The organism is Pseudomonas sp. MWU13-2862, from assembly GCF_023242495.1.
Lineage (GTDB): Bacteria > Pseudomonadota > Gammaproteobacteria > Pseudomonadales > Pseudomonadaceae > Aquipseudomonas > Aquipseudomonas gingeri_D.
In genome coordinates this window covers 16,558-31,390 of the sequence record NZ_JALMEZ010000017.1, presented here as the reverse complement: position 1 = coordinate 31,390, position 14,833 = coordinate 16,558, and the positions used below count along the sequence as shown (strand labels likewise).

At 62.2% G+C, this 14,833-nt stretch carries 11 protein-coding genes; 5 read left to right on the top strand and 6 right to left on the bottom strand.

Annotated elements, in window-relative coordinates; all coding sequences use genetic code 11:
- Positions 1-20 precede the first annotated feature (20 nt).
- The 5 genes from M5C56_RS26420 (at position 21) to M5C56_RS26400 (ending at position 6,565) form a co-directional block, all read left to right on the top strand.
- Positions 21-3,518 (top strand): response regulator, encoded by a 3,498-nt coding sequence (locus M5C56_RS26420; protein ID WP_103494836.1) that lies wholly within the window; start codon positions 21-23, stop codon positions 3,516-3,518.
- Positions 3,518-4,333, top strand: a complete 816-nt coding sequence (locus tag M5C56_RS26415; protein ID WP_103494837.1) for a protein-glutamate O-methyltransferase CheR — start codon at positions 3,518-3,520, stop codon at positions 4,331-4,333. Before M5C56_RS26420 ends, M5C56_RS26415 begins: the two co-directional genes overlap by 1 nt.
- A complete protein-coding gene (locus M5C56_RS26410; protein WP_103494838.1) occupies positions 4,330-4,935 on the top strand; it encodes a chemotaxis protein CheB in 606 nt (201 codons plus the stop codon). The genes M5C56_RS26415 and M5C56_RS26410 overlap by 4 nt, the downstream gene beginning before the upstream one ends.
- Complete coding sequence (locus M5C56_RS26405) at positions 4,929-6,110, top strand: hybrid sensor histidine kinase/response regulator (RefSeq protein ID WP_103494839.1); 1,182 nt, start codon at positions 4,929-4,931, stop codon at positions 6,108-6,110. Before M5C56_RS26410 ends, M5C56_RS26405 begins: the two co-directional genes overlap by 7 nt.
- Before the next feature lie 77 nt (positions 6,111-6,187).
- Complete coding sequence (locus tag M5C56_RS26400) at positions 6,188-6,565, top strand: response regulator (protein ID WP_103494840.1); 378 nt, start codon at positions 6,188-6,190, stop codon at positions 6,563-6,565.
- A 6-nt stretch (positions 6,566-6,571) separates the two neighbouring features.
- Here the strand turns inward: M5C56_RS26400 and M5C56_RS26395 are convergent, their stop codons facing one another.
- From M5C56_RS26395 to M5C56_RS26370, 6 genes are all read right to left on the bottom strand, one after another.
- On the bottom strand, positions 6,572-8,245 hold the full coding sequence (locus M5C56_RS26395) for an ATP-binding protein (protein ID WP_103494841.1): 1,674 nt from the start codon (positions 8,243-8,245) through the stop codon (positions 6,572-6,574).
- Positions 8,242-9,744, bottom strand: coding sequence for an ATPase domain-containing protein (locus M5C56_RS26390; RefSeq protein ID WP_103494842.1), 1,503 nt, complete (start codon positions 9,742-9,744; stop codon positions 8,242-8,244). Before M5C56_RS26390 ends, M5C56_RS26395 begins: the two co-directional genes overlap by 4 nt.
- A 280-nt stretch (positions 9,745-10,024) precedes the next feature.
- On the bottom strand, positions 10,025-11,077 hold the full coding sequence (locus tag M5C56_RS26385) for a tetratricopeptide repeat protein (protein WP_103494843.1): 1,053 nt from the start codon (positions 11,075-11,077) through the stop codon (positions 10,025-10,027).
- Positions 11,078-11,165: 88 nt separating this feature from the next.
- Positions 11,166-12,065, bottom strand: a complete 900-nt coding sequence (locus M5C56_RS26380; protein ID WP_103494844.1) for a bestrophin family protein — start codon at positions 12,063-12,065, stop codon at positions 11,166-11,168.
- Positions 12,066-12,177: 112 nt separating this feature from the next.
- Positions 12,178-14,277: an EAL domain-containing protein gene (locus tag M5C56_RS26375; protein WP_103494845.1), complete on the bottom strand. Its 2,100-nt coding sequence runs from the start codon at positions 14,275-14,277 to the stop codon at positions 12,178-12,180.
- A 402-nt stretch (positions 14,278-14,679) separates the two neighbouring features.
- The gene (locus M5C56_RS26370) at positions 14,680-14,823 is read right to left on the bottom strand and encodes a hypothetical protein (RefSeq protein WP_247263369.1); all 144 of its coding nucleotides are present in this window, start codon (positions 14,821-14,823) and stop codon (positions 14,680-14,682) included.
- Positions 14,824-14,833 lie beyond the last annotated feature (10 nt).

The window sequence follows — 14,833 nt, the reverse complement described above, 5'->3', positions numbered from 1 at the left end:
ACTTTAATCCGGGCCCTGAAATGAATTCGTCGTCTTCGGTGGATGAACAAAGCTTTCGCAAGTTATTGAGCCGCAACATCAGCCTGCCCTTGGCTGTCGGGGTTCTCAGCGCGATCTTTTTCGTTTCGCTGATCACCTACCTGCTGTCGGTGATCCAGTGGGTCGAGCATACCGACCGGGTGATCAATAACAGCAACGAGGCGATGAAGCTCTCGGTGGATCTGGAAACCGGCATGCGCGGTTTCCTGATCACCGGTGACGAGCATTTCCTCGACCCCTATGAAGTCGCCAAGCCGAAAATCATTGCCGACCTGCGTGGCTTGCAGGAACTGGTCGCGGACAATCCGCAGCAGGTCGACCGCTTCAAGCGTATCGAAGCCTTGCAGAGCTCCTGGAGCGAATACGCTCAGGCGATGATCGGACTGCGGCGTTCCGGCGGCGACTATCAGGGGGCGATCCTGTCGGGGCGTGGCAAGCGCCTGGTTGACGAGATCCGTAGCGAGTTTGAAAACGCCATCGACATGGAGCAGCAACTGCGGCTCGCGCGCAATGATGCCGTAAGCCGCACCACGATCTGGAGCATCGTCCTCTATCTCATTTTTGTGCTGGGTCTGAGCGCCTTGTTGGCCTTTATTGGTCGACGAGATTTATTAGCACTTTCAGCTAATTATGCAAAAAACCTCGCGTCACAACTCAAGAGTGCGGAGCGCCTGGAGCAGCAAGCCTGGCTGCGCAGCGGCCAGACCGAACTGGCCGAGCAGGTGCTCGGCCAACTGACTCTCCAATTGCTGGGGCGCAATATCCTGCAATTCTGCGCCCAGTACATGGGCAGTGCGGTCGCGGCGTTGTATGTGCGCGAAGAGCATGGTGGCCTGACCCGTGTCGCCAGCTATGGCTTTTCCCGTGAGCAGGAGCAGCAGGAGCAGGCGATCTTCAGCGATGAAGGCCTGGTTGGCCAGGCCGCGGGCCAGGGCCGCCTGATCCGCCTGGACGAAGTGCCGGTGGATTACTTCAGGGTCAGTTCGGGCCTGGGCAACGGCTCGCCGCGCAGTGTGCTGGTGGTGCCGACCACCAACGATGAGCGGATCAACGGGGTGATCGAGCTGGGTTTCCTGCGGCCCTTGAACGACCGTGATATCGAGCTGCTGGAACTGATTGCCGACAATATCGGCACCTCCATCGAAGCCGCGCGTTACCGCCAGCGCTTGCAGGAGGTGCTGGCCGAGACCCAACAACTCAACGAAGAGTTGCAAGTCCAGCAGGAAGAGCTCAAGACCGCCAACGAAGAGTTGGAAGAACAGTCCCAGGTGCTCAAGGAGTCCCAGGTTCATCTGGAAAGCCAGCAGAGCGAACTCGAACAGACCAACGAGCAGTTGGCCGAGCAGGCCCTGGCCCTGGCCGAGCAGCGTGATGCGATGGACCTCAAGAACAATCAGTTGAACCTGGCCCAGGTCCAACTCGAGGAACGCGCCGAGGAGCTGCAACGCTCGAGCAAGTACAAGTCCGAATTCCTCGCCAACATGTCCCACGAGCTGCGCACGCCGCTCAACAGTTCGCTGATCCTGTCCAAGCTGCTGGCGGAGAACCCCGAGGACAACCTTACGGCGGAACAGGTCAAGTTCGCCGAATCGATCTACAGCGCCGGTAACGATCTGCTCAATCTGATCAACGACATCCTCGATATCTCCAAGGTCGAGGCCGGCAAGTTGGAGGTGCGCCCGGAAAACACCAGTATCGAACGTCTGGTGGAGGGGTTGCGCAACATGTTCCAGCCACTGGCCAGCGACAAGCAGCTGGGGTTCGAGGTCGAGTTGCGCGGCGATCTGCCGACGACGCTGTTCACCGACCGCCAACGTTTGGAACAGGTGTTGAAGAACCTGCTGTCCAACGCCATCAAGTTCACCGAGACCGGTCGGGTCAGCCTGAGCGTGTCGCGCCAGCCGGGTGTCGGGATTGCCTTTACCGTCCGCGACTCCGGCATCGGAATCGCCGCCGAACAGCATGAGAGCATTTTCGAGGCGTTCCGCCAGGCGGACGGCACCACCAACCGCCGTTATGGCGGCACCGGCCTCGGCCTGTCGATTTCCCGCGACCTGGCGGCGCTGCTCGGCGGCTCCATCAATGTGGCCAGCCAGCCCGGCCAGGGCAGTGTGTTTACCCTGGTGATGCCGGAGCGGTATGTGGAGCGCCACGATGGCGTGGGCCCCGCGCCGGTGGTAGCGCCGCCGGCACCGCTGGAGTCCCTGGATCCGCCGCGCAAGCTGGCGCCGGTGGTGGTGATGGAAACGCCGATCCAGCGTTTTGCCGATGACCGTGAAAAAGGCCCGTTCAGCAGCCGCTGTATCCTGGTGATCGAAGATGAACAGAAGTTTGCCCAGATTCTCTACGACCTGGCCCATGAGCTGGGTTACCAGTGCCTGGTGGCCCATGGCGCGGACGAGGGCTTCGAGCTCGCCGCGCAGTTCATCCCCGACGCGATCCTGCTGGACATGCGCCTGCCGGATCATTCCGGCCTGACGGTGCTGCAGCGCCTCAAGGAACAGGCACCGACCCGACATATCCCGGTGCATGTGATTTCCGTGGAGGACCGCGTCGAGGCCGCCATGCACATGGGCGCCATGGGCTACGCGCTCAAGCCGACCACCCGCGACGAACTCAAGGAGATCTTCACGCGCCTGGAAGCCAAGCTGACCCAGAAGCTCAAGCGCGTACTGCTGGTGGAAGACGATGACCTGCAACGCGACAGCATCGCCCGCCTGATCGGCGACGACGATATCGAGATCACCGCCGTGGGGTTTGCCCAGGAGGCCCTCGATCTGCTGCGCGATACGGTCTTCGACTGCATGATTATCGACCTCAAGCTGCCGGACATGCTCGGCAACGAGTTGCTCAAGCGCATGGCCAGCGAAGACATCCGCGCTTTTCCGCCGGTGATCGTCTATACCGGGCGCAACCTGACCCGCGACGAAGAGGCCGAGCTGCACAAGTACTCGCGCTCGATCATCATCAAGGGCGCGCGCTCGCCGGAGCGCCTGCTCGATGAAGTGACACTCTTTCTGCACAAAGTCGAATCCCAGCTGTCCCATGAAAGACAGCGCATGCTCAAGACCGCCCGCAGCCGCGACAAGGTCTTCGAAGGGCGCAAGATCCTGCTGGTGGACGACGATGTGCGCAATATCTTCGCCTTGACCAGCGCGCTGGAACACAAGGGCGCGATTGTCGAAATCGGCCGTAATGGCCGCGAAGCGATTCAGCGACTCAACGAAGTGGAGGACATCGACCTGGTGTTGATGGACGTGATGATGCCGGAGATGGATGGTTACGAGGCCACGCTGGAGATCCGCAAGGATCCGCGCTGGCGCAAGCTGCCGATCATTGCGGTCACGGCCAAGGCGATGAAGGATGACCAGGAGCGCTGCCTGCAGGCCGGCTCCAATGACTACCTGGCTAAACCGATAGACCTGGATCGACTGTTCTCGTTGATCCGTGTCTGGCTACCGAAGATGGAACGGATCTAGTGGATCGAAGTACCGACATCGAGTTGCGGTTGTTGATCGAGGCGATCTACCTCAAGTACAGCTACGATTTTCGCGATTACTCCGGCGCGTCGATCAAGCGCCGGGTTCACCATGCCTTGCTCCAGCTCGATTGCGCAACCATCTCGGCGCTGCAGGAGCGGGTGCTGCACGATCCGGCGGCGTTCATGCAGTTGCTGCAGTACCTGACCATTCCGGTCAGCGAGATGTTTCGCGATCCCGGGCATTTCCTGGCGATTCGCCAGGAGGTGGTGCCGCTGCTCAAGACCTATCCATCGATCAAGATCTGGATCGCCGGGTGCAGCACCGGTGAGGAGGTGTACTCCATGGCGATCCTGCTGCGTGAAGAAGGTTTGCTCGAACGCACGATCATCTACGCCACCGACATCAACCCCCATTCGCTGGAAAAGGCCAAGCAGGGCATCTTTACCCTGGACAACGTGCGCACCTACGCCGATAACTACCGGGCGTCCGGCGGCGAGCGCGACTTTGCCGAGTACTACAACTCGGCCTACGGCTACGCGATATTCGACAAGACCCTACGGGAAAACGTGACCTTTGCCGACCACAGCCTGGCGACGGATAGTGTATTCTCTGAAACACAGCTGATTTCGTGTCGTAACGTATTAATTTATTTCAATAAAAAACTCCAGGATCGAGCCTTTGGGCTGTTCCATGAGTCGTTGTGTCATCGGGGCTTCCTGGTGCTGGGCAGCAAGGAGACGCTGGACTTTTCAGCCTATGGCAAGCGGTTCGAGGCGTTGCTCAAACAAGAACGGATCTACCGTAAATCATGAACGACCCGTTACTGCAAAGCATCGACCGCCAGCGGGTCGAAGCGGTCGTGGTGGGGGCCTCGGCGGGTGGCGTCGAGGCCCTGATGACCGTGCTCGGCTCGCTGACCACGCGTTTCAGCCTGCCGATCGTGACCGTCCTGCACATGCCGGACGGGCACCGTAGCCAGTTGGCCGAAGTGTTCGGGCGGCGCCTGGCGCTGCCGGTGAAAGAGGCGGACGACAAGGAAAGCATTGTGCCGGGTACTTTGTATTTCGCCGCTCCCGGGTACCACCTGTCCATCGAGCAGGACCGCAGCTTTTCGTTCAGTCGCGAAGAGCGGGTGCATTACTCCCGGCCCTCGATCGATTATCTCTTTGCTTCGGCGGCGGACGCTTATGGTTCGCGGCTGATGGGCATACTCTTGACTGGCGCCAATCAGGATGGCGCCGCGGGTCTGGTACAGATCCAACGCCAGGGTGGCTTGACCGTGGTGCAAGACCCGAATGACGCTCGGGTCGCGACCATGCCCGAAGCCGCGTTGGCGTTGCACCAGCCGGACTACCTTCTTTCTTTGCAGGGCATCGGCCGCCTGCTTGTCGAGCTGGAACGAATCACATGCTGAGTACTATCCAGGCCAAACTGCTGATCGTCGACGATCTGCCGGAGAATCTGCTGGCGCTGGAAGCGCTGATCAGGCGCGAGGACCGCATTGTCTACAAGGCGCTCTCGGCGGATGAGGCGCTGTCGCTGCTGCTTCAGCACGAATTCGCCATGGCCATTCTCGATGTGCAGATGCCGGGCATGAATGGTTTCGAACTGGCCGAGTTGATGCGCGGCACCGAGAAGACCAAGAATATTCCCATCGTCTTTGTCAGCGCCGCCGGCCGCGAGCGCAACTACGCCTTCAAGGGCTACGAGAGCGGCGCGGTGGACTTTCTGCACAAACCCCTCGACACCCATGCGGTGAAGAGCAAGGTCAGCATCTTTGTCGAGCTCTATCGACAGAGCAAGGCGATGAAGCTGCAAGTCGAGGCCCTGGAGCAAAGTCGCCGCGAGCAGGGGCTGTTGTTGCAGCAACTGCAGCTAACCCAGGAAGAGTTGCAGCACGCCGTGCGCATGCGCGATGACTTCATGTCGATCGTCTCCCATGAGGTGCGCACGCCGCTCAACGGGCTGATCCTGGAGACCCAACTGCGCAAGATGCACCTGGCCCGGGACAATGCCGACGCCTTCAGCCTGGACAAGATGCGCAGCATGGTCGCGCGGGACGAGCGGCAGATCCAGAGCCTGATTCGCCTGATCGAAGACATGCTCGATGTCTCGCGCATTCGCACCGGCAAGCTGTCGATCCGCCCCGTACGCCTGGACCTGGTGCAACTGGTGAGCAAATTGCTGGAGAGCTTCGCTGCGCAGGTGGACGCGGCCGGGTCGACGATCAGCTATTCGGGCGAGGCATCACTGGTGGGCGAGTGGGATGAGTTCCGCATCGAACAGGTGATCTCCAACCTGCTGACCAACGCCTTGCGCTATGGCGCCAAAAGCCCGATCGAGGTGCGTGTGTACCGCCAGGCGAACGAGGCCCGGGTTGAAGTGCGTGACCGCGGCATCGGCATCGGCGAAGATGACCAGGCGCGGATCTTTCAGCAGTTCGAGCGGGTGTCCGGCAGTCATGTCGCCGCCGGCTTGGGTCTGGGCCTGTTTATTTCCGAGCAGATTGTCGCGGCCCATGGTGGTCGCATCACCGTCGAGAGTACCCTTGGCGAGGGGGCCTTGTTCTGCGTTTGCCTGCCCTTGTAGGAAAAGCCGACATCAGACGCAACCTCTGGCTGAGCCGATGGTCGTATTGGCAGCAATTTCAGGAATAAAGGCTTCCCATGAGTGAAGATGCACAAGACGTCGTATTGATCGTCGAGGACGATGCCTCGATCCTGATGGTCCTTTCGGCCTACCTTTCCAGCGAGGGCTATCGGGTACTGCAAGCGGAAAACGGCGAGCAGGCGTTCGCGATCCTGGCGAGCAAACCCAACCTGGACCTGATGATCACCGATTTTCGTTTGCCTGGTGGTGTTTCCGGGGTAGAGATCGCCGAGCCCGCGGTCAAGCTGCGCCCGGACCTCAAGGTGATCTTCATCAGTGGTTACCCGGCGGAAATCCGCGAGTCCCACAGTCCCATTGCCCATAGCGCGCCGATCCTGGCCAAGCCGTTCGACCTGGATGTCCTCCAGGAGCAGATCCGCAAGCTGTTGGCCTGACCCCCGTCACACACTGATCATCTCGCGAACCTTGGCCGTCAGCAGCTCGAAGGTGAAGGGCTTGGTGATCATTTGCATGCCCGGGTCGAGGAAGCCGCCGCGCACCGCCGCGTGTTCGGCGTAACCGGTGATAAACAGGATCCTCAGTCCGGGCCGCAGTTGCCGGCCGATTTCCGCCAGTTGCCGGCCGTTCATCCCTGGCAGCCCGACGTCACTGATCAACAGGTCGATGCGCTGGCCGGAGTCAAGAATCGGTATCGCGCCATTGGCATCGCAGGCCTCGACAAAACGGTAACCCAGCTCACCGAGCACTTCGCTGACCAGCACCCGCACCGCCGGATCATCCTCGACGATCAGTACGGTTTCACCGTCTTCGGCATGGGGCGCATGGCCGGAGTGCAGCGCTTCGTCCTGGACCACCGGGGCACCCTGGTAGCGCGGCAGGTACAGACTGACCGTGGTGCCCTGGCCGACGGTGCTGTCGATGGCCACATGGCCGCGGGACTGTTTGCTGAAACCATAGATCATCGACAGGCCCAGGCCCGTGCCCTGGCCGATGGGTTTGGTGGTGAAAAACGGATCGAAGACCCGGTTGATGATGCTTTGCGGTACGCCGCTGCCGCTGTCGCGCACCTGCAGTACCACATAGTCGCCGGGCTCGAGGTTGGCCTGGGCTTCGGTAAACGCCAGGTCCAGCGATTGGTTGAAGGTCCTGACCAGCAGGTTGCCGCCGTCCGGCATGGCGTCGCGGGCATTCAGCACCAGGTTGAGCAGGGCGCTTTCCAACTGGTTGGGGTCGGCTTCGGCGGTCCACAGGTTTTCACCGAGGGCCATTTCCAGGCGAATGCTTTCATTGAGGCTGCGGTTCAGCAGCTCGCCCATGGAGGTCACCAGCTCGTTCATATTGACGGGCTTGGAGTCCAGCGACTGGCGCCGGGAAAAGGCCAGCAGGCGGTGGGTCAGGCCGGCGGCGCGGTTGGCCGAGGTCACGCCGAGGTCGATCAGGCTGTCGAGGTCCTCGAGGCGACCACGGGCCAGCCGCCGCTTGAGCAACTCGAGGCTGCCGATAATGCCGGTGAGCATATTGTTGAAGTCATGGGCGATGCCGCCGGTGAGTTGGCCGACGGCTTCCATTTTCTGCGACTGGCGCAAGGCTTCCTCGTTGTGACGCAGTTGCGCGGTGCGCTCTTCAACCTGTTGTTCGAGGGTTTCGAGGGTGTCCTTGAGGCGCAGTTCGCTTTGGCTGAGGTCGAACAGCCGGTCGCGGGCTTCATACTGGCGGCGGCGTCCGCGAATGGCGGCGGTCACCAGGCTGATCAGGGTTACCGGGTGGAACGGGCGCTCGAGAAAGGTCACATTGCCCAGCAGCGCGCCGAGCCGGGAAGAGGGCGGTTGGTCCGGGCCGCCGTGATGGGTCAGCAGCACGATCGGCAGGTCGGACCAGGCCGGCTGCTGTTGCAGGTACGCCTGCAGGGCGCCCAGGTCCGCTTCGCGCAGGGCCTCGGCGGCGATGATGATCAAACCCACGCCTTGTTCCAACTCGGCGCCGAGTGCCGCCAGGTCCCGGGCGATTACCGCGGGAAAACCGGCCTCGGCGAGAATCCTCAGGGCAATCTGGCTGTCGCGCCCCAGCGGAGCGAGGATGATGGCCCGTTCGGAGACCACGTCGGGGGTAGTCACAAACCTTCTTCCTTGAGCAGGGGCGGGCCTTCACCGAGGTAGGTCGGTACGCCACGCAAGACTCCCTGGAACGCCTCCAGCGGCGCGCCGATGGTGATGCCCCGCGCATTGATGCGGTATTCGCGGATCGTCGACTCGTGGGCGCCGGTGCGTTTCTTGATGATGGAGATGGCCCGGCGGACCTTGCCCAGTGCTTCGAAGTAACGCAGCAGGATCACGGTGTCCGCCAGGTAGGTGATGTCCACCGGGGCCTGCATGTCGCCCACCAGCCCGTGCTGGGCGACGGTCATGAAGGTCGCCGCGCCCTGGCGATTGAGGTAGAGCAGCAACTCGTGCATATGCAGGATCAGCGCATTTTCTTCCGGCATCGCGGCCTGGTAGCCGTTGATGCTGTCGATCACCACGGTCTTGATGCCGCCCTGATCCACGCAGCGGCGCACCCGATGGGAGAACTCACCGGGCGACAGTTCGGCGGCGTCGACCTGCTCGATCAACAGGTTGCCAGTGTCTTGCAGGGCCTGGAGATCAATGCCGATATTGCGCATGCGTTCGAACAGCAAGCCGAGCTCTTCATCGAAAATAAATAACGCGGCTTTCTCGCCGCGGGCCACCGCCGCGGCGGCGAAGACCATCGCGATCAGCGATTTGCCGGTGCCGGCCGGGCCGAGGATCAGGGTGCTGGAGCCGGTTTCGATGCCGCCGCCAAGCAGTGCGTCCATCTCGACGATGCCGCTGGTGAGTTGCTGGCGCACATAACGGCCACGGTGTTCGGCCGCCACCAGCCGGGGGAAGACATGCAGGCCGTCGCCCATGATGGTGAAGTCATGGAAACCGCCACGGTATTTCTGCCCACGGTACTTCACCACCCGCACGCGGCGTCGTTCGGCGCCGTAGTTGGGGGTCAGTTCCTCCAGGCGGATCACGCCATGGGCGACACTGTGCACGGTCTTGTCGAGGGATTCGGTGGTCAGGTCGTCGAGCAGCAGGACGGTGGCGTCATAACGCACGAAGTAGTGCTTGATCGCCAGGATCTGCCGGCGATAGCGCAGCGAGCTCTGGGCCAGCAGGCGAATCTCCGACAGGCTGTCGAGGACCACGCGGGTCGGCTGGACCCGTTCCACCACTTCGAAAATCTGCTTGGTGGCTTCGCCCAGTTCCAGGTCCGAGGAGTACAGCAGGCTTTGCTGATGGTCGGCGTTGAGCAGGCTTTCCGGCGGGGTCAGCTCGAACAGGCTGATGTTCTCGTCCAGTTCCCAGCCGTGGGACGCGGCGCCCTGGCGCAGTTCGCGTTCGGTTTCCGAGAGCGTGATATACAGCGAGCGTTCGCCGGCCTGGGCACCGGCGAGCAGGAAGTGCAGCGCCACGGTGGTCTTGCCGGTGCCGGGTTCTCCTTCGAGGAGAAAGACATGGCCGCGGGACAAGCCGCCGCAGAGGATATCGTCCAGCCCTTCAATGCCGGTCGCTGCCTTGGGAGTGATGGGGGCAAGTGATGTAGTCAAGTCCAGACCTCTTGTTACCTAGGAGGGGTCTTGTACTGGACCTTGGGCATTTATCGGGGTTCAAAATTATTGAGCGACTCAGCCGGCTGAACACGATCTCTCCCTGTGGGTGTCGGCTTGCCGGCGATGGGGGCTGCAAGATAGCCAGAAGCTTCGCGGGCAAGCCCTGCTCCTACAACGTTGTGCCGTACACACAATCGGTGAACGACGCCATACTGTAGGAGCAGGGCTTGCCCGCGAAGAGGCCCTCGAACCCGCCAAAAGTCTCGCGGACGAGCACTTACAACCCCTGCTGCAACGCCGGATCATCCGGGTTCTGCTGCTCCAACTGGGCCAGCAGGATCTGCACGTTCTGCAATTGCCCGGTTTCCTTCCAGTAACTGATCAGCAGCACCCGCGCCTTGCGGTTCGACGGCTGGCGCTGGACGATTTCCTCCAACTGCCGCTGGGCCGCCTCGACCTGCTGCAAGTCATGCAGGGTGGTGGCCAGCTTGTAGCGGTACTCGGCGTTCTCCGGTTGCAGTTCCACCGCCTTGGCCAACCCCAGCACCGCGAGTTCGGTCTGGCCGTGACGCAATAGCCAGACCCCCAGGGCATGTTGCAGATAGGCCGATTGCGGCTGCACCTGCAGCTGCTTGGCCAGCAGTTGCCGGGCCTGGTCCGGCTGGTTGCGCTTGTCCAGCAATTCGACCTGGGCCACCAGCGCCTTGAGGTTGTCCGGCTCCAGCCGCGAGACATGCTCCAGCGCCGCCTGGGCCTTGTCCAGCTGTCCCTCATGCAAATACAAGCGCGCCAGCTGGAACTGCGCCTCGGCGCTTTCCGGCTGGGCCGCGAGGGTCCGTTCGTACTCGTCCACCACCTGTTGCAGCGGGCCGTAATACAAGCCCTGGTCGTCCGGTGACAAACCGAGCATGGCGTTGGCGGCGGCGAAGCGCACGGCTTGCTCGTGGTCTTCCAGCACCGGGCCGAGCAACAGGCTGCGCTGGGCCCCGGGTACCAGGCCGACAATGCTCTGGATCGCCGCTTCGCGAACCACCGGCGAGGAGTTCTGCAGGTCCGCATCGGCCAGTTTCAGGGCCTGGGGGCTGGGGTAGTTGGGCAGTTCGGCATGCAGGGCGGCGCGGCGGGCATCCGTCAGGTCTTTGCGCGCCAGCTGCTGGTAGAGCACCCGCGCCGCGCCGGGCAGGCCGTTATGCGCTTGCTTCAGCGCCTGGCCGTAATTGATATGCGGGGCCTGGGGCGCCGCCGGCTTGCCGGGCAGCCAGTGCCAGACAAGGCCGAGGGCAAGCAGGAGCGACAGGCTGGTAAGCAGGTAGCGGCGAGGCTTCGTCATGCAGGGTCCGTGAGCTGGCGAGCGTTGAATGTACCAGCTTCGGTCAGCCGCGCTCAGGAGTCAAACCCGCGCCACCGATCAGCCCGCCTCAGGTCAGCACATAGTCCACCGGTTCCAGCACCGGTGGCAGTTCGCTGTGCCCGAGGCTGGCGAGGACTTCGCGTTCCACGCTGCGCAGGATCGCATTGCACGGCAGATCGTTTTCATCGAAGCCGAACGGGTCCTCCAGGTCGTCGCCGATCTCGTCCAGGCCGAGGAAGGTGTAGCTGACGATGGCGGTGAACACCGGCGTCAGCCAGCCCAGCGGTTCGGCCATGGCGAAGGGCAGGAGAATGCAGAACAGGTAGATGGTGCGGTGCAGCAGCAGGTTGTAGGGGAAGGGCAGTGGCGTGTGCTTGATCCGCTCGCAGCTGGCCTGGACCTGGCTGAGGCTGAGCAGCAGCGCCGAGAAGATTGTATAGCGGTACTCGCTGATCAGCCCTTGTGCCGCGAACCCGGAGCAACGTGCGCCGATCCGTTGCAGCAACTGGTCGGTGGCATTCGGATGGCCGGCGGCGGGCGTTTCCTGTTGCCAGGGTTCGATGGCCTGGCGTTCGTCCTCCAGGCGCAGACGGGCAATCAGGCCGTGGGCAAAACCGCAGAGCTCGCGCAGCAGCGCGGTCCGTTGCGGCCCATCGCCGAGCACCTGGCTTTCGCGAATCAACGAGCGCACGTCGATGATCAATTGCCCCAGCTGCTTGCGACCTTCCCACCAGCGGTCATAGCAGGCGTTGTTGCGAAAGCTCATGAAGATCGACAGGGACAAGCCAAGCAAGGTGAAGGGCGTGGCATTGACCTTGGAGAAATAGTCCGGATGCCAGGTCTCCACCAGCACGATGACCGAGGCCAGCACGGTCACCAGCAGGCAGCGCAGGGCAATGCGCTTGGCAATCGAGCCCTTGAGGGAAAACAGGATGGCGATCAGGTTCGGCTTGGAGCGGACGATCATGGCGAGGGTCTTGGGGCTTGGGAAAAATGACGGTACTGCACCTTAAGCGCCGCTGCCCGCCGTTGTCCAATCACCCTGGCCGACAAGATGATCGAAGGGCTCTATGACGGCATTAGCCGGGCAGCATCAAGCCGCTGGTCTCCCGCGTCAATGACTGGCGCTGGTGGACGAATTCCGCCATGCGCTCGCCGGGGATCGCCTTGCTGAAGTACCAACCCTGGATCACCAGTTCCGTCGACGAGTGCAGGGCATCGTACTGCTCCTGGGTTTCCACGCCTTCGACAATGATCCCCAGGTTCAGGGCTTCACACAGCCGCAGCATGCCATTCAAGACCCGCGCGCCCTCGGGATGGCAGTGGGCGACGACAAAGCTGCGGTCGATCTTGATGCAGTCGATCTTGAACTGGTGCAGGTAACTCAACGCCGAATAACCGGTGCCGAAGTCATCGATATACAGCTTGGCGCCGAAACCGTGCAGGCGCTCGATCAGGCGGTTGATCACCTGGACATCGCCGACCAGGGCGTCCTCGGTCAGTTCGACGGAAATCATGCCCTGGGCCTGGGCGAGTATCTCCAGCAGGCGCTCGCCGTACTCCGGCATGCACAAGGTGGCGCCGGTCACGTTGATGGTCATCGGCAGTTCAAAGCCGGCCTTGTGCCAACGCCGATATTGCTCCAGCGCCTGGGAGGCCACCCACAGGTCGACATCCGGCATCAGGTTGGCCTGGCCCAGCCACTTGAGGAACTCCCAGGGCTGCTGGGTATTGCCGTCCTTGTCACGGGCGCGCATCAGGGCCTCGCAACCGGTGCACAGGCCGGTGGTCTTGGAGATTTGCGGCTGGAACTCCAGGTAAAACTCGTATTCGCTGATCTGGCGGATGCGGTCCACTTCCCGGGCACGACGGGCGTCGTTCTTGTACGAGGCCGCCACCGGGTCGAGTTCGAACAGCCGGCCCTTTTCCTCGAGGCTGCGGAAGGTGGTGTCGAAGGACTTGATATAGATGCCGTTGTCGGCGTCCTGGTGACGGTGCAGGCCAATCACATAGGGGGCGTAGATCAGGCTGCCGATACCCAGCAGCACCAATTGCAGGACCACCGCGGCCCAGTCGCCGTTGGTGCTCAGGTAGGCGTTGAGGAGCACCGGCGAGTTCAGCGGCATGCCGGTGACCATCGGTGCCACCCAGCCGGCCTGGGTCACCGCCACCGCGATCAGCGCGTTGAGCAGCGGGGTGATCAGAAAGGGGATGAACAGGCGCGGGTTGAGAATGATCGGCAGGCCGAACAGCAGGATCTCATTGACGTTGAACAACGACAGCGGCACCGCGGCCAGGGCCAGCAGGCGCAGGGAGCGGTCACGGGTAAACAGCAGCACGGCGACGATCAGTGACAGCGAGGCGCCGGAGCCGCCGATAAAGGCGAAACAGCCCAGCAGGCCGCTGTTGAGGATATAGCGGTGCGGTTCCCCGGCGGCGAGGTTGATCTGATTGATAGTCACCGCCTCGTCGAGGACGCTGAACACCGGCTGCATGGCGTGCAGGCCGTGGATGCCGAAGAACCACAGGACCGAGTTGCTGGCGCTGATCAGCGCGCCGTAGCGGTAGGGATGCTCCAGTGCCCCGCGGTCGAAGGGCACCTGCATCTGGGCGACCAGGGGAATCTCCAGCAGCAGTGATAGCACGGTGACCAGCAGGGCGGTGGCGATCAGGCCGGGGAGCACCACGTTGATGCTGTCGCGGACATTGAAGCCGACCACGTTTTCCCGTACCAGCCGTGTCCAGGATTGTCGGTACAGCCAGGCCATGATCGGTACGTTGATCAGCGGCGAGGCGATGGCGATAAACAGCACCAGGGTGGCCGCGGCCCGGGGAAAGTCGCTGAGCAGGTAAATGGCGATTTCCACATGGGCCAGGCACAGGAAGGCCACCGGCACCTGGGGCAGGCGATAGCGGATGGCAAGCATATAGCCGATGGAGGCGGCCACCAGCAAGGGCAGGATGCCGCTGATCTTCTCGTGCAATCCGGCGAGGAAATTCACCCAGTCGTCGGGCAGCCCGGCCAGGCGGGCGCAGGCCGACAGGATCAGGAACGCCGTCGACACCAGCAGGCAGGGCAGCAGCCACAGCAGGCCTTCGCGGATGGCTCGCAGCGAATCGGCCCCGGCCAGCGCGGCCAGGCGCTGGGTCAGGAACAACTGGAAGACTGACTGTGACATTGCCCAACCCCTTTAGACCTTCAGTCCTTTCGGGGCAAATAGCTATCAGTTCGGCCCCTGGCGACGAGCATATCCCGAGATGGCCCGAAAAGGCCAAGTCGCTGCTTGAAAAAGCCCCGAGGCCAAAGGCACTCGGGGCCGGTCGATGGGTGTACGGGCGAAAAATGGCGGCGTCACTGATGTCCGCCGGATTGCAGTTGGTGACCGAGCCGAGCAGTGGCGGGAGCAGGCTGTTCGCTGTCCCGGTGGCGGTCCAGACTACCGGCGTGACCTCGCCCGCGGCGCAGGCCCCTGCGACTCCGGCACTGGAGGTGAACAACGACGGCAGGATAGTGGCCCCGCCTGAATTGAGATCTGAAACGGCGTAGTGGACGAAGTCCTTTCCAATGGAGTTGGCAATCGTCAGATGATTGTTAGTGACACCAACGGCATAACTGTGACGTTGTACATGTTGTCGGTCCAGGTGACAGCCTGGGCCGTCGTGGCCAGGTTGACACCTGCGATAACCAATCCAAGTGAAGTAACAAGACGAGAGGGGCGTTTCATAACGCTTCTC